Origin of the sequence: Amycolatopsis ponsaeliensis, from assembly GCF_030182635.1 — a bacterium.
Taxonomy (GTDB): domain Bacteria; phylum Actinomycetota; class Actinomycetes; order Mycobacteriales; family Pseudonocardiaceae; genus Amycolatopsis; species Amycolatopsis ponsaeliensis.
Genome location: NZ_JAPZLD010000078.1, coordinates 1 through 25,223 on the forward strand (window position 1 = coordinate 1; position 25,223 = coordinate 25,223).

Genomic DNA, 25,223 nt, shown 5'->3' on the forward strand with positions numbered 1-25,223 from the left:
GGGGGGGGGGGGGGGGGGGGGGCGGGCGGGGGGGGGGGGGGGGGGCGGGGCTGGCGGTGCGGGCCCTGGCGTGTTGGCGCCGGGCGGCGGGGGGCGGCGCCGGGCCGGCCCCCCACGACTTGGCCTGGGCGAGGTACTCCTGGTCCGTCGAGGTCCAGTCCAGTAGCGAACCGAGGTCCCTGATCTGCTTGTCCAGCGCGACGTTCAGTCCGTTCGCGGCGCGCTGGACGTCGGCGAGCACGGTGGCCAGGTGCGCGTCATCGCCGCCGAAGCCCACGATGACGAGCTGGGCGCCGGGACGGACCTGGTCGCGCTGCGGCGGGTTGACGACGGTGTTGTCCGGTCCCTTCTGCGCTTCGAAGAAGTCCGTGGTCTGCGCGCCGGAAGCCGCGACGACGTTCGCGTCCACCAGCAGCCGGGTGTTGCCGCTCTGCAGCCGCGACAGCGCCTGCAACGCCGGTGCCACAAGGGATCGATGGCGCGGGTCGGCCGGATCGATGTAGGTGTCGCGGACCCCCTCACCGGCCAGGTACGAGTCGCCGACGATGTCGACCGCCACGCTCACCCGCTGGGCGGGCGGCGGATCCGCGGACGCCGCCGGCGTCAGGCCGAACGCGGCACCCATGGAAACGGCGCCGACCGTCGCGATGGACAGCAGTCGCGGCATTCTCGTGCATGCCTCGGCGGGACCGCGCGCTTTGCGCGCAGGAATGAACATCTCTTTCCTCCTGTGACCAAGAATGCGCAGGGAACCATCAGGGTGACCGTGGCGCCGGTCACGACCGCTCAGGTCATTCACCACTGGCAGAGTGCTGGGCACCGATCTTGGCGCGACCCGTCCGGACCGGTCCATGCCGCACAAGTGCGGCATGGACGTGGCGTCGGCGAGGCGCCAGGGTGGATCGGGTGCGTATCCGGTCGAGCAGGACCGGGAGATGCTGAGGAGTGCCATCGACGCAGGCGGCGGTGGCCGAGGCTGAGGTCGACGTCGCGGATGCGGCGGGTCTGGACCGGCAGGTGCGGGGGATCGTGGCCGCGGTCGTCGTGCTGTCCCGGCTGGCCACCCTGGCCATGGTCGCGCTGAGCATCGTCGGTGGCACGCAGAGCCACGCCTACACACGGGTTCCGCTGGCCACCATCGTGTACGTGGTTCTGGCCGGGTGGAGCGCGGTGCTGATCACGCTGGTGCTGCGGCGCCCAGTGCGGTGCTGGTCGCGGACGTCACGGTCACCGTCGCCACCATGATCGTGCTGCCGCTGGCGGTGGACAACCCGATTTTCTCGAACGTGTCCAATTCCTATCTGGAGCCGATCACGGTGAGTGTCGCGGTGGCCGTCGCGCTCATCAGCGGGTCGGTCAGGGGCACCGCGGCCGGCTGTACCGCGCTCGCCGTCGCCTACATCGTCGGGCAGCCACCGCTGTCCGACGGCGGCGGGGACATCACCTCGCTGCTCAGCACGATCGGCTGGCAAGTCGGCACCGCCACCTGCTGCCTGGTGTTCATCCAACGGTTGCGGCGGGCGGTGCACCACGTGGACATCGCCACCACGCAGGTGATCACGGCACGGGAACGGCTCGCCGCCCAGCGCGCGCACACCGAGGAACGCGCCCGGCACTTTCGCGAGCAGGTCCGCCGCTACCGCGCCCTGCACGACGGGCCGCTGCGCATCCTGACGATGATCGCCGGCCCCGGACCCGCCGCCCACCCCGACCCCATGGTGCGCCGGCACTGCGCGGTCAGCGTCACCATCCTGCGTGGCGCCGCCCCCGACGAAACCGGCGGTACCCTCACCGACCTCTCCCTGGCGTTGATGAAAGCCGGCGGCGACAGCGCCGCCCTGGGGTTGCGGGTGGAGTACCACTTCGCCAACCTGCCCGACGACCTCCCCACCGCGGTCGTCACCGCTCTGTGCCGGGCCAGCGCGGAAGCGTTGAGCAACACCGCCGCGCACGCCGGCACCTCCCGCGTCCGCCTCACCGCCATGGCCAGTGGGGACGGCGGGGCGGCCGGGCCGGTGGTGACGGTGGCGATTGTCGATCAAGGCAAGGGGTTCGACCCGGCGACCACCGATCTCGGCTACGGTATCCGGCACTCGATCATCGAGCGGATGACCGAGATCGGCGCGGCGGCCACAGTGGACAGCCACCCCGGCGAAGGCACTCGCATCGACCTGCGATGGCCGGCATGATCCGGATCGCCGTCATCGACAACGACAAACTCGTCCCCGCCGGTCTACGCGCCCTGCTCTCCGACACCACCGACATCACCCTCGTGCGCACCGCCACCACCGTCGCCGACTACCTCACCGCCCAGGCCGACGGCCCCGATGTCGTCCTGCTCGACCTGCAACTGGAGGACGGCACCCACCCCGACGCCAACGTCATCGCCCTGCGCGCCACCGGCACCGCCGTCCTGGTCATCTCCGTGCACGGCGACCGCCGCCACATCCGCGCCACCATCCGCGCCGGCGCCTCCGGCTACCTCATCAAAGACGACGATGCCGACAAACTCGTCGACGCCATCCGCACCGTCCACACCGGACACCTGGCGCTGACCACCGAACTCATGACCCTCATCAACGACGACCCACCCGAACTGTCCCCGCAAGAACTCCAGGTCCTCTACCTCTACGGCACCGGTAGCACACTGGCCGCCACCGCCCGTCGCCTCGGCATCGCCATCCCCACCGTCCGCTCCTACCTCGACCGCATCCGCGCCAAATGGGCCGCGACCGACGAACCCGTCTACGACATCCGCGCCCTTGTCCACGAATACCCCCACCCCGACCCACCGACTTAGGCCAGGGTTCCGGCAAAGTCGCCCGGCCTGGCTGCCCCTGGTGCCGGTCGAGGGGGCGTGGTGCCCTGGGCAAACGTCTTGAATGAGTCATTCAGGTCTTGGGAGGTCCTGAATGACTCATTCAAGACACCTCCGGAGAGGCCACGAAACCTGCGCTCGCCGAAGACATCAGCCGGGAACCCGACATTGCCGGAATCCTGCCGACTTGGGCCGGGCCGGCGCGGCAGCGCTGAGCTTCCATTTCCAGTGCACGGACGAGCTCTGGTCCCTGATGCTCGTTGTACTTGACCGGCCGCGCAGATCACGGCTTGAGCGTCACCACGAACGAGCGCGTCGGGCCGATGTTGCCCGCCGCGTCGATCGAGCGGTACTCGATGCGGTGGCTGCCGTAGCCCGCCGTGCGCGTCGCGAACGGTGACACCGTCAGCCCGCCCGAACCGAGGTTGCCGTACGCCAAGCCGTCGATCTCCGTGCCGCGCGCCGTGAACACGTACGGTGCGTTGGGGTCCGTCGGCCAGCCGTAGTACTTGTGCCAGCCGTCGCCGTCCACGCGGAACTCCGGCATCCCGTCGGATGCCGTCAGCCGCATGGTGAACGAGCCGTGGAAGACGTTGTCCCTCGCGGCGGGCAGCTCCGCCGTGGTCGTCGGGCCGGCCGCGTCGACCGTCCAGGTCAGCGTCGTGCCGCCGGTCGTCGCGGTGAGCGTGTGCGTTCCGCGTGCCTCGTCGAGGGCGAAGTCGGGCCCACTCCCGGCCGGCTTCCCGTCGAGGGCCCAGCGGACCTGCGGGATCGACCCCGTCGGCTCCCCGGTTTCGACGTAGACGACGTCGTGCCCGCCGACGGGCAGAGCGGTAGGCGTTGACGCCACCACCGCCGGGCCGCCGGCGGGCGGGGTGGTCACCGACGTGTCGACGGTCCACGTGCGGGTCGCCGCCGGCCGCGCGGCCGGGTCGCGGACGAACGGCGTCGGGTCGGTCACCTTCGCGATCAGCGTGTGCTTCCCCGGCTTCACGTGCGCCTGGCGCAAGTCGAGCGCGTCGGCGCCGTGCAGGGGGGCGCCGTCGAGGGTCCAGGTGACGTCGAGGCGGTGGCTCACCGGGTGCATCGGCCGCACCCACACGACGCGGTCGGCGCCGAGCGTGCCGGCCGGGGTGCCGCCGCCGATGAGCGGCACCTTCGCCGAGATGCGCTGCGTCATCCGTTCGCGGCCGACCTGGTCGAAGGCGTAGCCGAGGGTCTTCATCATCGAATGCCGGCTCGGCCGCCAGACGCCGGTCTGGGTGTAGAGCCCGCCTTCGAAACGGCCGATCGTGCCGCCCGACTCGCTGGGTTCGCCCAGCCAGCGATACCACTTCGCGTGCTGGTCGCGCATCTGCCGCGTGGTCAGCACGGTGTGGTGGATCGAGTCGGGCTCGCCGCCTTCGTACGCGCCGCCCGGGACGTTGCGGGCGTAGTAGTCGTACTCGTCGTCGAGACCGCCGAGCGAGTGGCCCAGCTCGTGCGGGGAGATCAGGGCGGAAAGCGCGTTCCCGCCGGACGCCGTCGCGTAGGTGCCGCCCGCGCCGCCGTAGGTGCCGCTGTTGGCGAGGGCGAGGATCTGCCGGTTGGCCCGGGTGGTGCCGGGCACGCGGTCGGCGTACCGCTGCGCCGCGTCGTCGTCGACGGTCAGGAGGCGCTGGACGCTCGCGGCGTTGCAGCCGCCCCAGAACCCCATGTTCAGCGGGGTGTCGCGGCGGGGCGCGTCGAGCGAGGAGTCACAGTCCACACCGGACTCGGGCGAGGCGATCGACACGGCGTAGACGTTGAAGTAGCTGCGGTAGGACTTGAACGGCTCGAGCGACCACAGGGTACTGACGTGCCGCTGGACGTCGGCGAAGAACTTGGGCTGTTCGGCGGCGGTGTAGCCGTCCCCGAGGACGACGAGGTTGAACCGCTGCGCGACCGGTCCGGTCACCTGGACGTCGGTGACGGTGGCGGCGGGCTCTTCGGCTTGTGCGGGTGTGGCGACCCCGGCGGTGATCAGCAGCGCTGCGACTAATCCGGCCCATTTCGACATGGTCCCGGTCTAGCGCACCCGAAAAGCGGCCGGAACCGCCGGAAGTCGGGCTATCCTCCCGAAATGGGGAATCGAGGGGGAATCCTGCTGTCGGTGGGTGCGCTGGCGGTGGTGACGGCGTGCTCGACGCCGGCTCCGGTCGCGAGCACCACGGCGGCTTCGGCTTCGGCCAAGCCGCCGACGACCGGGCCGTCGTCGGACGCGCCCGCACTGGGCCCGGGGCCGGGCTCGCAACCGCCGACCACGCCGCAGCCACCGCCGCCGCACTCACCGGCCAAGGTGACCTCGGCCTGCCCCTTCCTGGGCGTGACCGAGTCGAGCGACACGATGGGCGTCGTCCTGGACGCCTACGCGGTCGAGGAGGCGAAGACCACTCAGTACGACGCCACGACCTACCACTGCAACTACGCCAGCCGGACCGGCGGCCGGCAGCTGCTCGACCTGTTCGTCACCGTCGTCCCGGGCACCGGGCAGGTCTCCTCACTGGTCACCGCGTGGACCAAAGACTGCAAGGGCCCGGCGAACCCGATCGGCGGAGTGGCCGGCACCACCCGCACCTGCTCGCTGGACGGCACCAACTCGAGCGACGTCCTGGTGCTGGTGGTGAAGAAGTCCCACGGCCAGACCCGGCTGGCCGAGCTCTACATCCGCCCCTTCGCGGACAAGGTCTACACCACGCTGGCGCAGCTCCTGACCGACCGCTTGTAAGTCGTTATACGCGAGTCAGCCGGTACCAGACTTCGGGCCGTCCGACCTGGCCGTAGTGCGGCTCGCGGTGCGCCATTCCGTTGTCCGCCAAGTACTCCAGGTACCGGCGCGCCGTCACGCGGGACGCCCCGATCGCGCTCGCCGCCGCCCCCGCCGACAGCCCTTCCGCGGCTCCGGACAACGCGTCCGTGATCGCCTCCAGGGTCTGGACGCTCATCCCCTTCGGCAGCGGCGGCTGTTCCGTCGTGCGCAGCGCGCCGAGGGCCCGGTCGATCTCGGCCTGGCCGGTCACCTCGCCCGACGCGTCGCGGAACTCCCGGTAGCGCTCCAGCTTTTCGCGCAGGGTGGCGAACGTGAACGGCTTCAGCAGGTACTGCACCACCCCCACCGACACCGCGGCCTTCACCAGGCCGAGGTCGCGCGCCGACGTCACCGCGATGACGTCGATCGGCAGGCCGGCCGCGCGCAGGGAGCGGCACACCGCCAGCCCGTGCGTGTCGGGGAGGTAGAAGTCCAGCAGCACCAGGTCGACCGGCTCGCGCTCGCAGAACCGCAGCGCGTCGCCGCCGGAATGCACGACGCCGGCCACCGAAAACCCGGACAGCCGCTCGACGTAGACGCGGTGCGCCTCGGCGGCCACCGGCTCGTCCTCCACCACCAGGACCCGGATCACGAAGCCGCCTCCTGCCGCGGCAGCCGCACGGTGAACACCGCGCCGCCGTCGTGCCCGACGTCGACCGTGCCGCCGTAGCGGCGGACCGCCTGGCCGACCAGCGCCAGGCCGAGCCCGTGGCCGTCCCCGGCTTTCGTCGACCAGCCGCGGCGGAAGACGTCGGCGTCCTCGGGGACGCCGGGGCCGGTGTCGGCGACGCGCAGCAGCAACTCCCCCGGGTCGGCGCGGGCCGTGACGACCACGGCCGGTTTGCCGTGCCCGCGCACGGCCGCGTCGATGCCGTTGTCGATCAGGTTGCCGAGGATGGTCACCAGGTCGCGGGCCGCGACGCCGAGCGAGACGTCGTCGATCACCGTGTCCGGCGTGATCGTCAGCTCGACCCCGCGCTCGCTCGCTTCGGCGGCCTTGCCCAGCAGCAGCGCGGCGAGCACCGGCTCGGCGACGGCCCCGACGACGCGGTCGGTCAGCTCCTGGGCGAGCGCGAGCTCGGCCGTCGCGAACTCGACTGCCTGCTCCGGCTGGCCGATCTCCACCAGCGAAACGACGGTGTGGAGCCGGTTCGCCGCCTCGTGCGCCTGCGACCGCAGGGCCTCCGCGAGACCGCGGGCGGTGGTCAGTTCGCCGGTCAGCGCCTGCAGTTCCGTGTGGTCGCGCAGGACGACGACGGTGCCCTGCGAGCGGCCGCCCATGCGGACCGCGGTCGTGCTGACCAGGAGCACGCGGGCGTCGGTCAGGTGCAGTTCCTCGGCGCGGTTCTCCGCCGACGTGAACGCCTCCGCCAGCTCGGCCGGCAGGCCCAGCGACGCCAGTTCGCGCCCGACCGGATCGGCGTCGAGGCCGAGGAGGGCGCGCGCGCCGTCGTTGCACAGGCCGATGCGCCCGTCCCGGCCGACGAGCAGCACGCCCTCGCGGACCGAGTGCAGCACGGCTTCGTGGTACTCGAAGAGGTTGCTCAGCTCGTCCGGCGCGACCCCGCGGGTCTGGCGCCGCAGCCGGGCGCTGATCAGCCAGCCGCCCAGCGCCCCGACCAGCAGCACTCCGCCGGCGACGCCGAACAGCGGCCACAGCCGCTCGCGCAGCTCCGCCGAGATCGCCGTGACGATGATCCCGACGGCGACCAGCGCGACCACCCGGTGCCCCGGGCCGAACACCGGGACGACCGTGCGCACCGACGGGCCGAGCGAGCCCGTGTAGGTCTCGGTGTAGTCCTGTCCGCGCTGCGCCTGCTCGATGGTGCCGATGTAGTGCTGGCCGATCAGCGCCGGGTTCGGGTGGGTGTAGCGGATCCCGGCCGGGCTCATGATCGTGATGAAGTCGACGTGCGTGTGGGCCTGCACCTGCAACGCGAACGGCTGCAGCGTGGCGCTCGGATTCGCCGTGGCCGTCGCGGCGGCGACAGTGGGCGCGTCCGCCACCGCCAAGGCGATCGCGCGGACCTGGTCGCGCGCGTTCTCGTCGACCGCCCGCCGCGCGTCGAGGTAGGCGAACGTGATCCCGGCGCCGGCGAGCACGCAGAGCACCGCCAGCTGCAGCACGAGCAGCTGGCGCGCCAGGCTCCAGCGGGACCGCATCGTCGGGGGCACCTCCTCATACCAGCACACCGGCACCCGGGTGTCCGAACGGGACGGTGCGATCATCGTGCGAACTCAATGAACACAAGTGAGCCGGGTCACCCGAGTGGGCCTACAGTGTGCCGCAACCTGGAACACCCCTGAGCTGGAGGCAACGGTGCCGACCCCACCGACGACCGAGGAGACCCCGCGCAAGCGGGACAAGACCCACTACCTGTACCTGGCCGTGATCGTCGCGGTCGCGCTCGGGATCCTGGTGGGCTTCCTCTTCCCGGGCTTCGCCAAGGGCCTCAAGCCCCTCGGCGACGGCTTCGTCAACCTGATCAAGATGATGATCACGCCGATCATCTTCTGCACCATCGTCATCGGCGTCGGCTCGGTCGCGAAGGCGGCCAAGGTCGGCAAAGTCGGTCTGATGGCGTTGTTCTACTTCATCATCATGTCGACCTTCGCCCTGGCGATCGGCCTGGTCGTCGGCAACATCCTGCACCCGGGCACCGGCCTGCACCTCAACCCGGCCGACGTGAAGAGCGTCCAGAAGTCCGCCGGTGGCGCCGAAGGCCCCGTCGACTTCCTGCTCGGCATCATCCCGAAGACGCTCGTCTCCGCCTTCACCGAAGGCGAGGTCCTGCAGACCCTGCTGGTCGCGCTGCTCGTCGGGTTCGCACTGCAGAAGCTGGGCCCGAAGGGCGCGCCGATCCTGCGCGGCATCGAGCACATCCAGCGGCTGGTCTTCCGGATCCTGGCGATGATCATGTGGGCCGCCCCGATCGGCGCGTTCGGCGCCATCGCCGCGGTGGTCGGCGCGACCGGCTGGGCCGCGCTGAAGAGCCTCGCGGTGATCATGATCGGGTTCTACGCGACCTGCCTGGTGTTCGTGTTCGTGATCCTCGGGATCGTGCTGTGGCTCGGCGCCCGCGTGTTCATCTGGAACCTGCTGCGCTACCTCGGCCGCGAGTTCCTGCTGATCCTGTCGACGTCGTCGTCGGAGTCGGCGCTGCCGCGGCTGATCGCGAAGATGGAGCACGTCGGCGTGAGCAAGTCCGTCGTCGGCATCACGGTCCCGACGGGCTACTCGTTCAACCTGGACGGCACGGCGATCTACCTGACCATGGCGACGTTGTTCATCGCCGCCGCGCAGGACGAACCGCTGTCGATCGGTGAGCAGATCGGCCTGCTGGCGTTCATGATCATCGCGTCCAAGGGTGCGGCGGGCGTCAGCGGCTCGGGCATCGCGACCCTGGCGAGCGGCCTGCAGTCGCACCGGCCGGAGCTGCTCAACGGCGTCGGCTTCATCCTCGGCATCGACCGGTTCATGTCGGAAGCCCGCGCGCTGACGAACTTCGCGGGCAACGCCGTCGCGACCGTCCTCATCGGAAACTGGACGAAGGAGTTCGACCGCGAGAAGGCGCACCGCGTCTTCGCCGGGCAGGAACCCTTCGACGAAGCCACGATGCTCGATGAGCACAGCCACGCGGCCGGGACCGACGACATGGACGACGCCGTCAAGGAACCCGCGAGGTAACCCCCACCCGTTCGTGCTCACGCCCCCGCTGAGCACGAACCACGCGGGCCGCGGTGCGAGTTCCCCGACTTCGCACCGCGGCCCGTTTCCATGTCCGCGTCAGCAGGCGGCGTGCCCGTCGTAGACGACGCGCGCCGCGGTGATGTCCTCGCGGTGCCGCTCCGCCCAGCCGAGCAGGCCGCTCAGCGACTGGTACAGCTCCTTCGCCATCGACGTGGCTTCGTACTCCACGCGCGGCGGGACCGTCGGGTAGATCGTGCGCTCCAGCAGGCCGTCGCGCTCGAGGTTGCGCAGCGTCAGCGTCAGCATCCGGCGGCTGATCCCGTTGACCGCGCGCTCGAGTTCCGTGAACCGCACCGGGCCGCGGATGGCCTCCAGGAGGATGCCGATCGCCCACTTGCCGCTGATCCGGTTGATGACCTCCAGCACCGTGCAGACATCGAGTTTTTCCGGGTCGATCTCGGTGACCTGGACAGGTACATCGATGTTCCCCTGGGACATGAAAGTGCCTCCTTCCCGGCGCACCCATGGTCACACATGATGGGCACTGTTACAAGAAGTGCCCTGGCAACTACCAGGGGGAACGCTCGACTGGAGGGGCCTACTGTGCTCGACAACAACGTGGCCGAGAACCATCCCATCCGCTCCCGCGGCCTCGCGCTGGCGGTGCTGTGCGCCGCGTCGCTGATGGTCGTGCTCGACAGCAGCATCGTCGCGGTGGCGCTGCCCGCGATCCAGGCCGACCTCGGCTTCACGCCCGCCGGCCTCGCCTGGGTCGTCACGGCGTACCTGGTCGCCTTCGGCGGCCTGCTCCTGATCTCCGGCCGCCTCGGCGACCTGCTCGGCCGCCGCCGCGTCTTCCTCGGCGGGCTCGGCCTGTTCACTCTCGCTTCCCTGGTCGCGGGCCTGGCTTCGGACGCGGGCGTCCTCGTCGTCTCGCGGTTCGCGCAGGGCGTCGGCGGCGCGCTCGCGTCGGCCGTCGTGCTCGGCATGATCGTCACGATGTACCCCGAGCCGCGGGCCCGGGCTCGCGCGATCGGCGTCTACAGCTTCACGCAGGCCGCGGGCGCGTCCATCGGGCTCATCGCGGGCGGCGCGCTGACGCAGGCGCTGAGCTGGCACTGGACGTTCTACGTCAACCTGCCGATCGGCGTGGTCGCGCTGGTGCTGGCGGTCCGCGTGGTCGAGGCCGACCGCGGCCCGGGCCTGCGGGCCGGCCTGGACGTCCTCGGCGCGGTGCTGGTCACCGCTGCGGTGATGCTCGGCGTGTACGGGATTTCCTCCTCCGCCTGGGGTGCGCTGGCCGCGGCCGCGGTGCTGCTGGCCGCGTTCGTGGTGCGGCAGGCGAAAGCACGCACGCCGTTGCTACCGCTGCGGCTGTTCCGGATCCGGGCGGTCACCGGCGCGAACGTGGTGATGGTGCTGATGGTCGCGGGGATGCTGGGCTTCCAGTTCGTGACGGCGTTGTACCTGCAGCAGGTGCTGGGCCTCGACGCGCTGCGGACCGGCGTCGCGTTCCTGCCGGTGCCGCTGGTGATCGCGGTGGCGTCACTGGGCTTCGCGGAGAAGCTGGCATCGCGGTTCGGGCCGCGGACGGTGCTGCTGTCCGGCCTGGGCCTGGTGATCGTGGGCTTGCTGCTGCTGACGCAGGTGTCCGGCGGCTACTTCACGGGCATCCTGCCGCCGCTGCTGCTGATGGGCCTCGGCGCGGGTGCGGCGATCCCGGCGCTGATGGGGCTGGCGATGTCGGACGTCGCCGCCGAGGACGCGGGCGTGGCGTCCGGCCTGATCAACACGACCCAGCAGGTCGGCGCGGCGCTGGGTACCGCGGTGCTGGCTTCGGTGGCCGCGTCCCGCACGGCGAGCCTCGGCGGGCTGGACCACCGCGAGGCGCTGGCGTCGGGGTTCCGGCTGGCGTACGGGGTCAGCGCGGGCTTCCTGATCGCGGCGGTGGCCCTGGGCGGCCTGGTGCTGGCCCGCCGTCCCCGCCCGACCGCTCCGGCGCCCGAGCCCGAGGTCTGCGTCGCCGGCCAGGCGTGACCCGGCCCGTAACCCGCGTGATCAGGCACGTAACTGGCGTGATCAGAGCCGTAACTCGCCAGTTCCGGCTCTGATCACGCGAGTTCCGGCTTCGATCACGTGAGTTCCGGCTTCGATCACGCCAGGTAGGCCGAAAGGCCGCGGTGGCCCCGCCGCATCATCAGCGCGTGGTTCGCGCGGAACAGCGGCCGGGCCACCGCGTCGAGCCGCCGCAGCAGCTCCTTGCGAGCCTGGACGTCCTGGGTGATCTCCAGGAGCGTGTCCGCGCCCGCCGCGCGGACCGCTCCGGCCAGCACCCCGTCCAGGTCGCCGCTCAACCGGACCCGCATCAGGCCCGCTCGCTCGTCCTGGTGCTCCCGGTGCATCCGGACGACCAGGCGGAACGGAAGGCGGGACCGGCAGATCAGCTCGGCGGTGTCGTCGTCCACCCGGCGCACCCTGCGGACGTCCGACCACCACCGCGGGTAGCCGGCGAGGTCGGTGACCGCGCCGAACACCCGCTCGGGCGCGGCACCGGGCAGCAGCCACGTGCTGCTGAACCGGTAGCGCGCGCCCGTCACGGCCTCACACCTGGGCCGAGACCAGCTTCCGGCCGTCCACCGTGACGATGTCGACCGACTTCACGTCGTCGGGCGCGACCAGCGCGGACCCGTCGAGCGAGAAGCCCTGGCTCTCCCACTTCTCCGACACTTTCCAGCTGCCGGCGGTGACCGCCTGGCCGTCCTTCGTGACGACCTGCAGCAGGCACTGTTCCCCGGCCTTGACGCCCTTCACGGCGACGTTGACCCGGACCCAGCCGGCGAACGGGCTCACCGAAGCGGCCAGCTGCACCCCGGTCGTCGGGTCGCGCCCTTCGACGCTCTTCGTGCCCGGAGGCGAGTCCGGTAGCGGTGCCGGAGCGGCGATGCCGGTCTCCGGCGCCGTCTGCCGTCCCACGAGGATCCCGCCGCCGAGCGCGGCCACGACGAGCACCGCCGCCGCGACCAGGGCCAGGCCCCGCCGTGACGAACCGCCCGAGCGGACCGGTGCCGCCTCTTCTTCGTCGCGCACCCGCCGCAGGGTCTTCTGCAGCAGCAGATCCCCGCCTTCGGGCGGCCCGTCGAGGAACGCCTCGGGCGGTACCTCGTCGAGCGACTCGCGCAACGCCACGAGCTCGTTCAGGTCGAACCGGCACTGCGCGCAGGTCTGCAGGTGCCGCCGCTCGAAGTCGGCCGCCTCCCCGGGATCGAGCGCGCCGAGGGCGTACGCGCCGAGCTGCGTGTGACTCTCGTCGACCGAGTTCATCGCGCCACCTCCGTTCCGCTCGAAATCATCGCTGCTCTCAGTGCTCTCAGTGCGTAGTACGACCTTGATTTCACGGTACCCGGTGCGACGCCCAGTGTTCTCGCCGCTTCGGCCACCGTCCGTCCCCGGTAGTAGATCTCCACCAGGACCTCTCGGTGCTCGTTAGAAAGGCCGTCCATCGCGCCGAGCACCGTCATCGAGTCGACCACGCCCTGGGCGTGATCTCGCTCGACGGCCGGCGTCGGCACGCCTTCGGCCGGTTCGGCCACCTCCTGTGGCCGGGCCGCCCGGGCACGTGCCCGGTCGGTGACCAGGTTGCGCGCGACGGTCAGCAACCAGCCGCGCACCGAGCCCTTCCCGTCGTTCTGCAGGTCGTCCGCGTGTTTCCACGCTCGTACCAGCGTCTCCTGGACCACGTCCTCGGCTGCCGCCCGATCACCGGTCAGCCTCGTCGCGTAGGCCAGCAGGCTCCGGCCGTGCTCGGCGTAAAGCTGCCGAATCAGGTCTTCGCCTTTGGCCTTCTTAGGCCGCCTGCCTCCTATGGCCACCCTCGTCCTCCCGACGGTGTTCTGAGTCGTCGAGGACAGTAGTGCAACCCTCAGCTCCACCGGCGGTGCGTGCGTCGAGCGCAGCGCGACCATGGTGTTCATCGGCTGCCCGTCCTTCCTCGTTCTGCCCGGAAACCGTCGGTTTCAGTAGCCGGAGCCACCGGCCGCGGGCTGCCCCTGGGCGCCCGCGGTGATCTTGGAGCCGTCCGGAGCGACGGCGAACCAGGTGCCGTTGGCACCCTGGCCGTTCATCTGCCCGGGGGCCTTGTCGCCCGAGAACTCGTACAGCGCCCAGCCGTTGAGCGTGAGCTGCTTGCTGCCGTCCGGCCGCGCCACCGTGCCGACCTGGCTGTCCTGGATGCCCTCGAGCATCGGCGAGCCCTCCCCGGCCAGCGCCGGCGGCCAGGTCGTGGCGCATTCGCCGTCGCAGTGGGTCATCGGCGGCGTCGCCATGTCCTTGTCGAACCGGTAGAGCGTCTTGCCCGCGGCGTCGGTGACGACCGTCCCGACCCCCGCGACCTGCGTCGCGGCGAGCATCACGTGCCCGGGCTGGCCGTGGTCCGGATTCCCGGCCCCCGCGGAAGCCATGTCGCCGCAGGCCGACAGGGGTGCGACGACGGCGATCGCGGCGGCGCACAGACTGGCCGTCCGGATACGGTTCATGACGTTCTCTCCTCGGTGAGGGCGGCACCGCCGTCCGGCGGACCTCGACACCTGAGACACGGACGGTTGCGGGAAACGGTTCAGCGGGGTTTCGCGCGATTCGGTGCCGGTCCGGCGCCGGATTGGTGCGTTCCGGTGATCGGCACGACCTTGTCGCCGTGCGGGCCGGTTCCTAAGCTGATCACGTTCGCCGCCGCCCCCGCTTCACCTCGGGAGCCGCCGTGTCCGTGAAACCCCTCTTCCTCGTGGCGCTGCTGGCCGCGGGCTGTTCCGCCGCCGCGCCGCCACCCTCGTTCACCGCTTCGCTGACGTCACCGACCGACGTGGTGTTGACGTGGCCGGACGATGGGGCAGGCCACCGCGTCGAGTACGCGAACGACCCCGCGGGGCCGTGGACGACGCTGCGGTTCCTCCCCGCCCACACGACGAGCTACCACCACCCGGACCTGATCCCCCGGACGCCGTTCTACTACCGGGAGCAGCCGTTCACCGGCCCGGTCTCGGCCGAGCTGCACGAGGTGACGTCCGGCGACACGGTGACGTTCACGTGGACCGACCGCTCGACCGACGAAGCCGGCTTCCTCCTGGAGATCCGGCGGCCGGGCGCGCCGGACTACGACCCGGTCGAAGTAACCGACCCGGACACCACGACGTGCGTGCTGTCCGTGCTCCCGGGCGAGGAGGGCTCGGCCTACCGGCTCCGGACGCTGCACTACGGCCCGCTCTCCCCGGTGGTCCACCAGACCACCGGGGAGGAGCGGTGAGCCGTTACTCGGGCGCGAGGACGTGGCGGAGGTACTCGCCCGTGTAGCTCTCCTCGACGCTCGCGATGTGCTCCGGCGTGCCCTCGGCGACGATCGTGCCGCCGCCGTTGCCGCCCTCCGGGCCCATGTCGATGATCCAGTCGGACGTCTTGATCACGTCGAGGTTGTGCTCGATCACGATCACCGAGTTGCCCTTGTCGACCAGGCCGTTGATCACGCCGATCAGCTTGTTGATGTCCTCGAAGTGCAGGCCGGTCGTCGGCTCGTCGAGGATGTACACCGTCTTGCCCGTCGAGCGCTTTTGCAGCTCGCTGGCCAGCTTGACGCGCTGCGCCTCACCGCCCGACAGCGTCGGCGCGGGCTGGCCGAGCCGGACGTAGCCGAGGCCGACGTCCACCAGCGTCTGCAGGTGGCGGTGGATGGCCTTGATCGGCTCGAAGAACTCCGCCGCCTCCTCGATGGGCATGTCGAGCACGTCCGAGACGGTCTTGCCCTTGTAGTGCACCTCGAGGGTTTCCCGGTTGTACCGCGCGCCCTTGCAGACCTCGCAGGGGACGTAGACGTCCGGCAGGAAGTTCATCTCGATCTTGATCGTGCCGTCGCCGGCGCACGCCTCGCAGCGGCCGCCCTTGACGTTGAACGAGAACCGGCCCTGCTGGTAGCCGCGGACCTTCGCCTCGGTCGTCGCGGCGAACAGCTTGCGCACGTGGTCCCAGACACCCGTGTAGGTGGCCGGGTTGGAGCGCGGGGTCCGCCCGATCGGCGACTGGTCGACCCGCACCAGCTTGTCGACGTTGCCCAGGCCGTTCACGCGGGTGTGGCGGCCCGGCACCTGGCGGGCGCCGTTGAGCTTGTTCGCCAGCACGGTCGCCAGGATGTCGTTCACCAGCGTCGACTTGCCCGAACCCGAGACACCGGTGACCGAGACCAGGGCGCCGAGCGGGAACGAGACGTCCAGCCCGCGCAGGTTGTGCTCGCGCGCGCCCACGACGGTCAGCTGCCGCTTCTTGTCGATCGGCCGCCGGATCGCCGGCACCTCGATCTTGCGCCGCCCGGACAGGTACTGCCCGGTCAGGGACTCCTTGCTCTTCAGCAGCTTCTTGTACGGTCCACTGTGGACGATGTGGCCGCCGTGCTCACCCGCGCCCGGGCCGATGTCGACCACCCAGTCGCTCGAGCGGATCGTGTCTTCGTCGTGCTCGACGACGATCAGCGTGTTGCCCAGGTTCCGCAGCCGGGTCAGCGTCTCGATCAGGCGGTGGTTGTCGCGCTGGTGCAGGCCGATCGACGGCTCGTCGAGCACGTACAGCACGCCGACCAGCCCGGACCCGATCTGCGTCGCGAGCCGGATGCGCTGCGCTTCACCACCCGAAAGAGTGGCCGACGCGCGGTCGAGCGAGAGGTAGGTCAGGCCGACGTCGAGCAGGAAGCGCAGGCGGGCCTGGATCTCCTTGAGCACCGCGCCGGCGATCATCGACTCGCGCTGCCCGAGCTCCAGCTCGTCGAGGAACTGCGACGCCTCCGCGATGGAGAGCGCGCAGACCTCGGCGATCGACATGTCACCGCGGGACTTGTGCGCCAGCGTGACGGCGAGGATCTCCGGCTTGAGCCGGGTGCCCTGGCAGGCCGGGCACGGCACCTCGCGCATGTAGCCCTCGTACCGCTCGCGCATGTACTCGGACTCGGTCTGCTCCTGGCGCCGCTCGAGGAACGGGATGACGCCCTCGAAGGCCGCGTAGTACGACCGCTGGCGGCCGTAGCGGTTCTTGTAGCGGACGTGCACCTGCTCGTCGACGCCGTGCAGGACGGCCTTCTGGGCGCGCGCGGGCAGGCGGCGCCACGGCGTGTCCATCCGGAAGCCGATGGTCTCCGACAGCGACTCCAGCAGCCGGATGAAGTAGTCCGCGCTCTGCCCGCCCGACCACGGCGCGATCGCGCCCTCGCCGAGGGACAGCTCGTCGTCCGGGACCACCAGCTCCGGGTCGACCTCCTTGCGGATGCCGATGCCGGTGCACTCGGGACAGGCGCCGTAGGGCGAGTTGAAGGAGAACGAGCGGGGCTCGAGGTCCTCGATGGCCAGCGGGTGGCCGTTGGGGCAGGCCAGGTTCTCGGAGAAGCCGCGGATCCGGTGCGGGTCGTTCTCGGGCAGGTCGACGAACTCGAGCTCGATCAGGCCGTCGGCCAGCCGCAGCGCCGTCTCGACCGAGTCGGTGAGCCGCTGGCGCGAGCTCGACTTCACGCTCAGCCGGTCGATCACCACGCCGATCTGGTGCTTTTCCTGCTTCTTCAGCTTCGGCGGGTCGGTGAGCGCGTGGACCGTGCCGTCGACGACCACGCGCGCGTAGCCCTGCTGCTGCAGGTTCTCGAACAGGTCGACGTACTCGCCCTTGCGCCCGCGCACCACCGGCGCGAGCACCTGGAAGCGGACGCCTTCGTCCATCTCCAGCACCTGGTCGACGATCTGCTGCGGGGTTTGCTTGCTGATCGGCTCGCCGCACTTGGGGCAGTGCGCCTTGCCGGCCCGCGCGTAGAGCAGGCGCAGGTAGTCGTAGACCTCGGTGATCGTGCCGACGGTCGAGCGCGGGTTGCGCGAGGTGGACTTCTGGTCGATCGACACCGCGGGCGAGAGGCCCTCGATGAAGTCGACGTCCGGCTTGTCCATCTGCCCCAGGAACTGGCGGGCGTACGCCGAGAGCGACTCGACGTAGCGCCGCTGCCCTTCGGCGAAGATGGTGTCGAAGGCGAGGCTCGACTTCCCGGACCCGGACAGACCGGTGAAAACGATCAGGCTGTCGCGGGGCAGGTCGAGATCAACGCCGCGGAGGTTGTGCTCGCGGGCGCCGCGAACAACGAGGCGATCAGCCACGCCAGGGTCCCTTCAGTGTCATTCTCAGCTGCGGTCGCCGGCCCGGAGAGGAGGCTGCACGGGCGGCCTCTCCATGCTACGAGCCACCACCGACAGAAACTGGCTCCGCGTCCTTGACCTGCGGTTCTTCCGGCTTCCGGCGGGTGGTGAGCCACCGGTGGACCGGCCGTTCGACCCCCGCGGTGACCGCCCAGCCCGCCAGCACGGCGGCGCCGACGACCACCGGGAGCCGCAACCAGCCGGGCAGGCCGGCGTCGAGCAGGGCGCGGGCCAGGACGTAACCCAGTTCCTGGTGCACCAGATAAAGACCATACGAGATGCCCGCGAGCCAGGTGACGGCCGGGGCGATCCTCGCCAGCCCGGGGAACCGCCAGTCCGGGCCGCGGGCAGCCAGGCAGACGAGCAAGAGCAGCACGGCGAACCCGATCGTGGACGGCCAGCGCAGGGCGTCCTGCGGCAGCGCGACGTGGAACGGGAAGACCTGCAGGTCCTGCGCGGCGACCGCGGCGACGACGAACAGCGCGGCGTGCCACGTCCTGAGCCGCCACTGCGACCAGAGCCACAGCGCGACGCCGATGGCGAAGACGTGCAGCCGGTGCAGGCCCAGGCCGTAGTAGAAGGTCTCGACGACCGGGCTCGCCGTCCCCGGCGCGAAGACGAGGAAGCGGAGCGCGAGCGGGACCAGGATCAGCGCCCAGAGCAGGGCGACGGTCAGCCGGTGGGTGCGCCACGAGCGTGGCCAGAGCAGGGCCGCGCCGGTGAAGGCCAGCAGCTGCACCGGCAGCGTCCAGTAGGAGCCGTCGAGGTAGTAGAACGTCTCCGAGCGCACGCCCCACTCCTGCACCATGCCGAGGTTGGCGACCAGGTCGAGCCCGGTCGGGATGTACCACGGCGACGGGTTGGCCGGCAGCCCCTGCGGCACGCCGAAGAGGAACCCGAGGACACCCGGCGGGTAGGGCAGGCCGCTGAAGGAGATGGCGGCCCACCGCGTCACGACGTAGGTCACCAGGACGGCGACGAGGTAGGCCGGCACGAGGCGCGCGACGCGGTTCCACAGCCACCGGCGCGGATTGCCCTTGCGGAGGCTCGCGCAAACGAAGAAGGCGGAGATCACCAGCAGGATCGCGGCGCCGAACTGCGCTGTCACCCGGAAGGGGTACCCCGTGAGCTCGGGGTGCAGGAGCGCCCCCTGGTGCGTGACGTGCCCGAGGATCACCGCGAGGACGGCGACGACGCGGAGGAGGTCCCAGCTGATCCGGCGCGGCGTCGGGGAGGTGGGCACGGTCGTCCTGAGGTCGGCTGGCGGGGGCTTGCCGTGAGCGTACGTGGAGCCGCGGGCGCGCGCTTGTGCGGGTGGAACCGGTTGGAGCGAAACGACTACCGTGTGCGGGGTGAACATCGTGGAGACCTACACCGGGCACGTCGACCCGGGCGGCGACGCCACCCGGCGCACCCTGGACGCGCTGACCATCACCAAGCTGTCCGTCGGCCCGATGGACAACAACGCGTACCTGCTGGTGTGCCGGGCATCCCAGGAGGCCCTGCTGATCGACGCGGCGGCCGACCCGGAGCGCATCTCGGACCTGATCGGCCACGGCCCGGACCGGCCCGCACTTCGCACGGTGGTGACTACTCACCAGCATGGAGACCACTGGCAGGCACTGGGCGCGGTGGCGGGCGCGAACGGATCGAACACGGCGGCTCACCCGCTGGACGCTTCGCCGTTGCCGGTACCCCCGGACTTCCTGGTGGAGCACGGCGACACGGTGTCCGTGGGCGAGGTCACGCTGTCGGTGATCCACCTGCGCGGGCACACGCCGGGGTCGATCGCCTTGCTGTACCGCGATCCTTCGGGACACCCGCACTTGTTCACCGGTGATTCGCTGTTCCCGGGCGGCCCTGGGCGCACGACGAACCCCGAGGACTTCGCCAGCCTGATGGACGACCTGGAGTCGCGCGTCTTCGACGAGTTGCCGGACGAGACGTGGTTTTACCCGGGCCACGGCGACGACTCGACGCTGGGAGCGGAGCGGCCGAAGCTGAAGGAGTGGCGCGAGCGCGGCTGGTGAGCCCGCCGCCGAACCGGACCCACGGGAGCGGCCCGGCCTGCTGACTTCGCGTCACCGACGTGCTACCAGTTGACGCGCGGCATTTCTCACGGCGCATTGGAGCCAGCGTGACGTCAAAGCGGAAGCAGGCTGCGGTCGCGGCGGCGGTCACCTTCGCCAACATCGCCGTCGCCATCGCGGTCAACGTCCTGACGTCGGGCTGGAGCTGGCTGGTCTTCGTGGTGCTGGCGGTGCTCTCGGCCGCCTGGGTGGCGCTCGAAGTGTGGCGCGCGGTTCCGCGGCCGTCCCGTGGCGAGAGGCTCGGCGCACCCGCCCTGCCGGGCTCCGGTGGCTCGTTCGTCCCCCGGCCCGAGCTCACCGGGCGCATCGTGCGTTCGTTGCTCGCCGGGCGCTCCGGCAAGGTCGGCATCACGACGGCACTCGCCGGGGCCGGTGGCTTCGGCAAGACGACGCTCGCGCTGGAGGTGTGCACCCTCCCGGCGATCGCGGCGGCGTTCGGCACTCCGCTCTGGGTCACGGTGGGGCAGGAGATCCACGGCGCCGCGCTCGCCAAACTCATCAACGACCTCATCGAGCGCGTGGAAGGGCAGAGGCCGGGCATCACGAGCCCGGAACAGGCCGGAATCCGGCTGGGCGAGGTCTTGCGGGCCCGGGGGCGGTCGCTGCTCGTCGTCGACGATGTCTGGACCGCCGAGCAGCTGCGCCCGTTCCTCAGCGCCGGTCAGGGCTGCACCCTTCTGGTGACGACCCGGATACCCGACCTGCTCCCGGCGGACGCGGAAGCAGTGCCCGTCGACCAGATGAGCCGGCAACAGGCGAAGGACCTGGTCGGCGGCGGCCTCCCGGCACTACCCGAAACGCTCGGTGAGCAGCTTCTCGACATCACCGGCCGGTGGCCGCTGGCCCTCAGCCTGGCGAACGCGGCCCTCCGTCGCGCCGAACGTGACGGCGCGGACGTCGCCGACGCCGCCGAGCGCCTCCTTCGCCGCCTGCGGGACCTCGGGCCCACCGCGCTCGACGTCGCGGACGCGGCACGACGCGATCGCGCGGTCGCCGCGACGCTCGAATCTTCGCTCGGCCTGCTGGGCGAGCGCCGCATCCGCGCGGTGGAGCTGGCCATCTTCCCGGAGGACACCGAAATACCCGTCGACCTGGTGGTCTTGTTGTGGCGGACGACGGCAGGCCTGACTCCGGACGAGAGCGACCGGCTGTGCCACGAACTGGCCGAGCTCTCGCTGATCATCTGGCGTGGTGACCGCGCGAAGTTCAGGCTGCACGATGTCATCCGCACCTACCTGCGGCACGAGTGCGGCCAGGCCCGGCGGCGGGAGCTCAACCAGAAGCTGCTCGATGCCGTCGCGACCACGCTCACCACCACTCCGGATCAGCAGCCCGTCGAGTGGTGGAAGCTGCCGTCGTCCGCGGACTACCTGTGGCGGACGCTGGGCTACCACCTGGCCGGCGCGGACCGGACCGGCGAGCTGTCGAAGCTGGTGACCCATCCCCTGTGGGTCACCGGCAAGCTGCGCAGGTTCGGGCCGGTCGCGGTCGCCGAGGACCTCGCGCCGGTCGGCACCGCGACCGCGAAGGAGCTCAGCCGCTTCCTCGACCAGCTCGCCCACCTGCTCACTCCGACGACGCCCGACCACGCGGTGGTGAACGCTCTCGCTCTGCGGCTGCCCCGGTCACCCGCTCTCGAAGAACTGCGCGATGCCGCCGTCGCGGAGCTCGAAGGCCTGCCTCGGCTCGTCGCCGAGATGGACCTGCCCGACCTGCCCGACCCGGCGTTGAACCGCGTTCTGGCCGGGCACGACGGCTGGGTCAGGCAGTGCACCTTCACGCCGGCGGGAGACCTCATGTCGGCGGCGTACGACGGCATCCGGGTCTGGAACACCGAGACCGGGCGGCTGATCAGGTTGCTCACGACTCCGTCTTCGGACTACGACTTCGCCCTTTCCGCCGACGGCCGATCGCTCGCGCTGCCAGGTGAGGACAACACCATCGAGATCCGCGATGTCGGCACCTGGCAGGTCCGGGCCGTCCTCACCGGCCTGCGGGATTCGGCGGCCACCCTGTGCTTCTCGGCCGACAGCCGGACGATCGTCTGCACCGATGACAAGACGATCCGGTTGTGGGACGCCGGCTCCGGAAAGCAGCTGCGTTCCTTCAAGATGCCGGACACCGTCGAAGTCTGCGTCCCGCTCCGGGACGGCACCGTGGTGACTCTCGACGGCAGCCAGCTGCGGATCTGGAACCTCGGCTCGGGCACGTTCCGGCTCCTCCTCGACACCGGCATCTCGCCGGACACCGTGGTCGTGAGCCCGGATCAACGATGGCTGGCCGCACCGGGATCCCGCGGGCTGGCGGTCTTCGACTTGACCGCGGCCGACCGGCCGGCCTTGTCGCTCCACCAGCACGAAGGCCTGACGACAGCCGCCTTCTCCCCGGACGGCCGGACGCTCGCGACGGGCAGCAGTTCCGGCAACGTCGTTTTCTGGGATGTCGCCGGCTGGCGCCCGACCGGGCAGATATCCGCCCACGGTTCGGACGTCGAGCACCTCGCGTTCACGCCCAACGGCTCAGTGCTGGCTTCGGCCGGCAACGACGGCACCGTGCGACTCTGGCACGCCGGTCAGGCCCACTCCGAAATCGCACGGGCGAGCGCGCCGACCGGATCGACGCGCTCGTGTGCCGCCGCGACGGACGGCTCTTGGCTGGCTGTGGCCCGCAGTGATTCCGTCACCATTCACGACCCCGTTTCCCGCGCCGAGATCGAAAACCTTGCTTATCCCGAACGGACCTACGAGGTCATCGGCGCGGGAAACCATTCTCTGCTCGTGGAGCAGCACTCATCCGTCCTCGTCTGCGATGCCGGAAACTGGCAAGCCTCGCGAACGCTTCAACACCCGGCGGACTCCGTCATCCACGGGGTCTCCATAGGCGGGCACCTGGTATGCATGACGGACGGCGAAGACCGCGTACTCGTTTGGGACACCGGGAGCTGGGAAGGTCCCTTGTTCGCGACGGTCGATGATTCCGGCGTCCACCGCGCCGAGCCGCCTGCTCCTGACGCGGACTCCGTGACGACCAAGATACGGCAGCGGTTCAACCGCACCAGCAAGAAGAAGAGCGACGTTTACGCGCAGCTCGGCCCCGACGGCGAGTGGCTCGCGATCGGAACGGGGACGACGATCCACATCGTCGTGCCGAAAACCTGGAAAGTCCTCAAGACGATTCCGCTGAACGACCGGATCTCCGGCCTCATCGCGGTCCCGAACGGCCGACGGCTCGCCGTTCGCGTCGGCAAGACGGTTCAGCACGTGGACACTGCCACCTGGACGGTGAGCGGCGCATACACGGACCACGATTTCATCGCCGACGCGACAGACCTCTCTTGGTCACCGGAGGGGTCGCTCCTGGCCACCGTGTCCGACGACCAAACCTTGCGCATCATCGACGCCATCGGCTGGCGATGCCTGACCGAATTGCGCCTCGACGGCGAACTGACCGGGTGCGCGTGGCTGGCCGGAGACCGCTTGGCGGTGGTCGGCGGCCACGGGATCTTCTGGTTCACCTTCGTCGCCGGCGTCGATCGCACTGGCCCCGATCCGATGGCAGCCGCGGCGGACACGTCCGGAGCAGCCGGATAACGATACGGAACACCGGCGCAACTCCCGGACGAACCGGGCGTCCCCAGCAGACCCAGCGCTGGGACTTCCCGAGGTTCGCCCGACCAGGAGGTCCAACCATGTCCAGACCCGTCAGACGCGCGCTTCTCGCCGTCGCCCTGTTGATCGCCGGGACGCTTGCCGCCGCCGCTCCCGCCGAGGCCGTGGCCGGGCCGGCCGCCCTGAGCAACATCCGGACCGGGAACAACCCCGGCTTCGACCGGGTGGTGCTCGACCTGGGTGCCGGATCCGTGCCCACCGTCCGCTACCAGCTCACCGATGAGCTCACCTTCGATGCGAGCGGTGAGATCGTGTGGCTCACCGGGCAGTACTTCATCAACGTCGTCGTCTCGCCCGCCACCTACTACGACGCCAGCGGGCACTTCACCTACCCCGGGCCGCAGAAGTTCCGGACGCGGAACCTCGCCAACGTCATGGCCGTCGCCCTCACCGGGGACTTCGAGGGCCAGATCGGCGTCGGGCTCGGGGTGCGGACGCGGAGCACGGTGAACGTCTTCACGCTCACCGCGCCCAACCGCGTCGTCATCGACGTCGCCCACTGACGGCGGGCGGGGGAGTCACCCGCGCTCGTACGGGATCTTCTCCCCCGCCTCCACCGCGAACGGCAGGTGGTTGCCCGCCGGCGGCAGCGGGCACGTCGCGAAGTCCGTGAACGCGCACGGCAGGTTCGTCGCACGGTTGAAGTCCAGCGTCACCGAACCGTCGGACGCAGGTGCGCCGACCGGCAGCGAACGGTTCGCCGCGTACGTCGTGACGCCGCTCGTCTCGTCCGTGAACAGGATGCTGAAGCCGCCGTCCTTGCCGTTGAACGCGGTGAGCGTGTGCGGCTTTCCCTCGACGGAAAAGTGGACCAGGCCCGGCGCCGTGTAGACGTGGCTGAGGCCCTCCACCACCGCGCCGACCGTCGTGGGCCGCGGCGCGTCGAACGGTTCGAAGCGGCCGGCGACCACCCAGGACGGCGACGGCTCGTACGCCGGGATGCCGTGGAACTCGCGCAGCACCTCGGCCTTCGGGTCGTGGACGCGGATCAGGTACCCCGACCGGCGGGCGACCTCGATCTCGACGTCGCCGGCCAGCACGCGCGTGCCCGCGCCGCTGTTGACCAGCTCGAACCGGCGGGTTTCGGTGATCGGCGCGCCCTCGTGCGTCAGCGTCGCGCCGGCCGGGGTCGACGTACGCCGCGTCGGCGTCCTGCCACCAGCGGCCGGGGATGCCCGGGTACTCCCGCGGGGCGTCGGTCAGCCAGTCGAGCGACACCAGCGCCAGCCAGCCGTGGGGTGCCGCGAGATCCTCCTCACGGCGCGTCTTCCAGTCCTGCCACTCGCTCGTGAACGTGCTCATCGCGGGCCCCTTCTGCTCGGCTACGACGGTGCCAACCCACCGCCCGCGCCGGTATTCCGCGTCCCAGTATCCGGACCCGTCCACAGCCACGCGATTTCCCGCTCACCCCCGGCGGGGACGACGACGCGCCGGAACTCGGGCACATCCGGGAGAGCGGCGTGGAAGCGGTCGGAGACGATCAGCAGCTGGTCGAGCTCCGGCGCCGCGGCCATCGCCGCCTTCAGCACCTCCGCGTCGCACAGCCAGACCGCCAGCGCGATCGCGGCGCCGCCGAAGTTCGGTGGCCGGAGCACGACGTCGCCGTGGTCGGCGGCGAGCCTCAGCCGCAGCCTGCCGAACTCGTTGAGGTGGCGGTTGCGGCGCCGCAGCGCGTCCCCCACCTCGCCGGCGAACGCCGTCGCGACCCATCCCCGCGGCACGGTCGGCGGGATGACCAGCGTCGTGCTGTCCCCCTCCGGCCGGCGGAACCAGGTCGGCGTGCGGTACGGCACCGGGACGTGGTCGAACACCTCGTCCAGCACCCCGTCGAGGGTGGCGCCGAGGTGCACCGCCCGGGCGGTGCCGCCGCGGCTCGGGGCGACGATCCCGATCCGGAAGACGGTCGCGGCCACCGGGACGGTGCGCAT

22 protein-coding genes and 1 pseudogene are annotated in these 25,223 nt (G+C 70.8%); 10 read left to right on the forward strand and 13 right to left on the reverse strand.

The window, feature by feature from the left end; translation table 11 throughout:
• The coding region (locus tag QQ657_RS53110; protein WP_491047363.1) for an SGNH/GDSL hydrolase family protein at positions 1–667 on the reverse strand (667 nt) is incomplete at its 3' end.
• A gap of 299 nt (positions 668–966) precedes the next feature.
• Here QQ657_RS53110 and QQ657_RS53115 point away from each other — a divergent pair.
• From QQ657_RS53115 to QQ657_RS53125, 3 genes are read left to right on the forward strand one after another with little or no spacing between them, the layout of a single operon-like run.
• The gene (locus tag QQ657_RS53115) at positions 967–1,245 is read left to right on the forward strand and encodes a hypothetical protein (protein WP_284750113.1); all 279 of its coding nucleotides are present in this window, start codon (positions 967–969) and stop codon (positions 1,243–1,245) included.
• Positions 1,242–2,189, forward strand: a complete 948-nt coding sequence (locus QQ657_RS53120) for a sensor histidine kinase (protein WP_284750114.1) — start codon at positions 1,242–1,244, stop codon at positions 2,187–2,189. Before QQ657_RS53115 ends, QQ657_RS53120 begins: the two co-directional genes overlap by 4 nt.
• Positions 2,186–2,800 carry a response regulator transcription factor gene (locus QQ657_RS53125; protein WP_284750115.1) on the forward strand — a complete coding sequence of 205 codons (615 nt, stop codon included), beginning with the start codon at positions 2,186–2,188 and terminating at the stop codon, positions 2,798–2,800. Before QQ657_RS53120 ends, QQ657_RS53125 begins: the two co-directional genes overlap by 4 nt.
• A 301-nt stretch (positions 2,801–3,101) precedes the next feature.
• Here the strand turns inward: QQ657_RS53125 and QQ657_RS53130 are convergent, their stop codons facing one another.
• Entirely contained in the window at positions 3,102–4,856 is a 1,755-nt protein-coding gene (locus QQ657_RS53130; protein ID WP_284750116.1) for a M64 family metallopeptidase, read from the reverse strand.
• A gap of 63 nt (positions 4,857–4,919) precedes the next feature.
• Here QQ657_RS53130 and QQ657_RS53135 point away from each other — a divergent pair, with 63 nt between their 5' ends.
• Complete coding sequence (locus QQ657_RS53135) at positions 4,920–5,564, forward strand: hypothetical protein (RefSeq protein ID WP_284750117.1); 645 nt, start codon at positions 4,920–4,922, stop codon at positions 5,562–5,564.
• A gap of 4 nt (positions 5,565–5,568) precedes the next feature.
• On the opposite strand, the gene QQ657_RS53140 is transcribed toward QQ657_RS53135, so the two are convergent.
• Positions 5,569–6,237 (reverse strand): response regulator, encoded by a 669-nt coding sequence (locus QQ657_RS53140; RefSeq protein WP_284750118.1) that lies wholly within the window; start codon positions 6,235–6,237, stop codon positions 5,569–5,571.
• Positions 6,234–7,808 carry a sensor histidine kinase gene (locus QQ657_RS53145; RefSeq protein ID WP_284750138.1) on the reverse strand — a complete coding sequence of 525 codons (1,575 nt, stop codon included), beginning with the start codon at positions 7,806–7,808 and terminating at the stop codon, positions 6,234–6,236. Before QQ657_RS53145 ends, QQ657_RS53140 begins: the two co-directional genes overlap by 4 nt.
• A 157-nt stretch (positions 7,809–7,965) precedes the next feature.
• On the opposite strand from QQ657_RS53145, the gene QQ657_RS53150 reads away from it, so the two are divergent.
• Positions 7,966–9,333 carry a cation:dicarboxylate symporter family transporter gene (locus QQ657_RS53150; RefSeq protein ID WP_284750119.1) on the forward strand — a complete coding sequence of 456 codons (1,368 nt, stop codon included), beginning with the start codon at positions 7,966–7,968 and terminating at the stop codon, positions 9,331–9,333.
• Between the two features lie 99 nt (positions 9,334–9,432).
• On the opposite strand, the gene QQ657_RS53155 is transcribed toward QQ657_RS53150, so the two are convergent.
• Positions 9,433–9,834: a winged helix-turn-helix transcriptional regulator gene (locus QQ657_RS53155; RefSeq protein WP_284750120.1), complete on the reverse strand. Its 402-nt coding sequence runs from the start codon at positions 9,832–9,834 to the stop codon at positions 9,433–9,435.
• A gap of 120 nt (positions 9,835–9,954) precedes the next feature.
• On the opposite strand from QQ657_RS53155, the gene QQ657_RS53160 reads away from it, so the two are divergent.
• The gene (locus tag QQ657_RS53160) at positions 9,955–11,373 is read left to right on the forward strand and encodes an MFS transporter (RefSeq protein ID WP_284750139.1); all 1,419 of its coding nucleotides are present in this window, start codon (positions 9,955–9,957) and stop codon (positions 11,371–11,373) included.
• Positions 11,374–11,489: 116 nt separating this feature from the next.
• Here the strand turns inward: QQ657_RS53160 and QQ657_RS53165 are convergent, their stop codons facing one another.
• The 4 genes from QQ657_RS53165 to QQ657_RS53180 all read right to left on the reverse strand — a co-directional run bounded on the left by QQ657_RS53165 (position 11,490) and on the right by QQ657_RS53180 (position 13,868).
• Entirely contained in the window at positions 11,490–11,933 is a 444-nt protein-coding gene (locus QQ657_RS53165; RefSeq protein WP_284750121.1) for an SRPBCC family protein, read from the reverse strand.
• A gap of 4 nt (positions 11,934–11,937) precedes the next feature.
• Positions 11,938–12,657 (reverse strand): anti-sigma factor family protein, encoded by a 720-nt coding sequence (locus tag QQ657_RS53170; RefSeq protein ID WP_284750122.1) that lies wholly within the window; start codon positions 12,655–12,657, stop codon positions 11,938–11,940.
• Positions 12,654–13,205 (reverse strand): sigma-70 family RNA polymerase sigma factor, encoded by a 552-nt coding sequence (locus tag QQ657_RS53175; protein ID WP_026469270.1) that lies wholly within the window; start codon positions 13,203–13,205, stop codon positions 12,654–12,656. The genes QQ657_RS53170 and QQ657_RS53175 overlap by 4 nt, the downstream gene beginning before the upstream one ends.
• A gap of 144 nt (positions 13,206–13,349) precedes the next feature.
• The gene (locus QQ657_RS53180; protein WP_284750123.1) at positions 13,350–13,868 is read right to left on the reverse strand and encodes a hypothetical protein; all 519 of its coding nucleotides are present in this window, start codon (positions 13,866–13,868) and stop codon (positions 13,350–13,352) included.
• Between the two features lie 221 nt (positions 13,869–14,089).
• Between QQ657_RS53180 and QQ657_RS53185 the strand changes: the two genes are divergently transcribed.
• Positions 14,090–14,632, forward strand: coding sequence for a fibronectin type III domain-containing protein (locus tag QQ657_RS53185; protein ID WP_284750124.1), 543 nt, complete (start codon positions 14,090–14,092; stop codon positions 14,630–14,632).
• A 4-nt stretch (positions 14,633–14,636) separates the two neighbouring features.
• On the opposite strand, the gene uvrA is transcribed toward QQ657_RS53185, so the two are convergent.
• The gene (gene uvrA, locus QQ657_RS53190; RefSeq protein ID WP_284750125.1) at positions 14,637–17,498 is read right to left on the reverse strand and encodes an excinuclease ABC subunit UvrA; all 2,862 of its coding nucleotides are present in this window, start codon (positions 17,496–17,498) and stop codon (positions 14,637–14,639) included.
• Positions 17,499–17,574: 76 nt separating this feature from the next.
• On the reverse strand, positions 17,575–18,780 hold the full coding sequence (locus tag QQ657_RS53195) for an acyltransferase family protein (RefSeq protein WP_284750126.1): 1,206 nt from the start codon (positions 18,778–18,780) through the stop codon (positions 17,575–17,577).
• 109 nt (positions 18,781–18,889) lie between these two features.
• Here QQ657_RS53195 and QQ657_RS53200 point away from each other — a divergent pair, with 109 nt between their 5' ends.
• The 3 genes from QQ657_RS53200 (at position 18,890) to QQ657_RS53210 (ending at position 23,798) form a co-directional block, all read left to right on the forward strand.
• Entirely contained in the window at positions 18,890–19,567 is a 678-nt protein-coding gene (locus tag QQ657_RS53200) for an MBL fold metallo-hydrolase (RefSeq protein ID WP_284750127.1), read from the forward strand.
• 107 nt (positions 19,568–19,674) lie between these two features.
• Entirely contained in the window at positions 19,675–23,217 is a 3,543-nt protein-coding gene (locus QQ657_RS53205) for an NB-ARC domain-containing protein (RefSeq protein WP_284750128.1), read from the forward strand.
• A gap of 98 nt (positions 23,218–23,315) precedes the next feature.
• Positions 23,316–23,798 (forward strand): AMIN-like domain-containing (lipo)protein, encoded by a 483-nt coding sequence (locus tag QQ657_RS53210; RefSeq protein ID WP_284750129.1) that lies wholly within the window; start codon positions 23,316–23,318, stop codon positions 23,796–23,798.
• Between the two features lie 15 nt (positions 23,799–23,813).
• Here the strand turns inward: QQ657_RS53210 and QQ657_RS53215 are convergent.
• Together QQ657_RS53215 and QQ657_RS53220 are read right to left on the reverse strand one after the other, a co-directional pair.
• Positions 23,814–24,597, reverse strand: a pseudogene (locus QQ657_RS53215) (DUF1684 domain-containing protein).
• Positions 24,598–24,617: 20 nt separating this feature from the next.
• Positions 24,618–25,223 (reverse strand): hypothetical protein, encoded by a 606-nt coding sequence (locus QQ657_RS53220; RefSeq protein ID WP_284750130.1) that lies wholly within the window; start codon positions 25,221–25,223, stop codon positions 24,618–24,620.

Coding starts and splice junctions, on each gene's coding strand:
- QQ657_RS53135 (WP_284750117.1), top strand. CDS start 4,920: ATGGGGAATCGAGGGGGAATCCTGCTGTCGGTGGGTGCGCTGGCGGTG.
- QQ657_RS53120 (WP_284750114.1), top strand. CDS start 1,242: ATGATCGTGCTGCCGCTGGCGGTGGACAACCCGATTTTCTCGAACGTG.
- QQ657_RS53170 (WP_284750122.1), bottom strand. CDS start 12,657: ATGAACTCGGTCGACGAGAGTCACACGCAGCTCGGCGCGTACGCCCTC.
- QQ657_RS53220 (WP_284750130.1), bottom strand. CDS start 25,223: ATGCGCACCGTCCCGGTGGCCGCGACCGTCTTCCGGATCGGGATCGTC.
- QQ657_RS53155 (WP_284750120.1), bottom strand. CDS start 9,834: ATGTCCCAGGGGAACATCGATGTACCTGTCCAGGTCACCGAGATCGAC.
- QQ657_RS53210 (WP_284750129.1), top strand. CDS start 23,316: ATGTCCAGACCCGTCAGACGCGCGCTTCTCGCCGTCGCCCTGTTGATC.
- QQ657_RS53125 (WP_284750115.1), top strand. CDS start 2,186: ATGATCCGGATCGCCGTCATCGACAACGACAAACTCGTCCCCGCCGGT.
- QQ657_RS53180 (WP_284750123.1), bottom strand. CDS start 13,868: ATGAACCGTATCCGGACGGCCAGTCTGTGCGCCGCCGCGATCGCCGTC.
- QQ657_RS53145 (WP_284750138.1), bottom strand. CDS start 7,808: ATGCGGTCCCGCTGGAGCCTGGCGCGCCAGCTGCTCGTGCTGCAGCTG.
- QQ657_RS53130 (WP_284750116.1), bottom strand. CDS start 4,856: ATGTCGAAATGGGCCGGATTAGTCGCAGCGCTGCTGATCACCGCCGGG.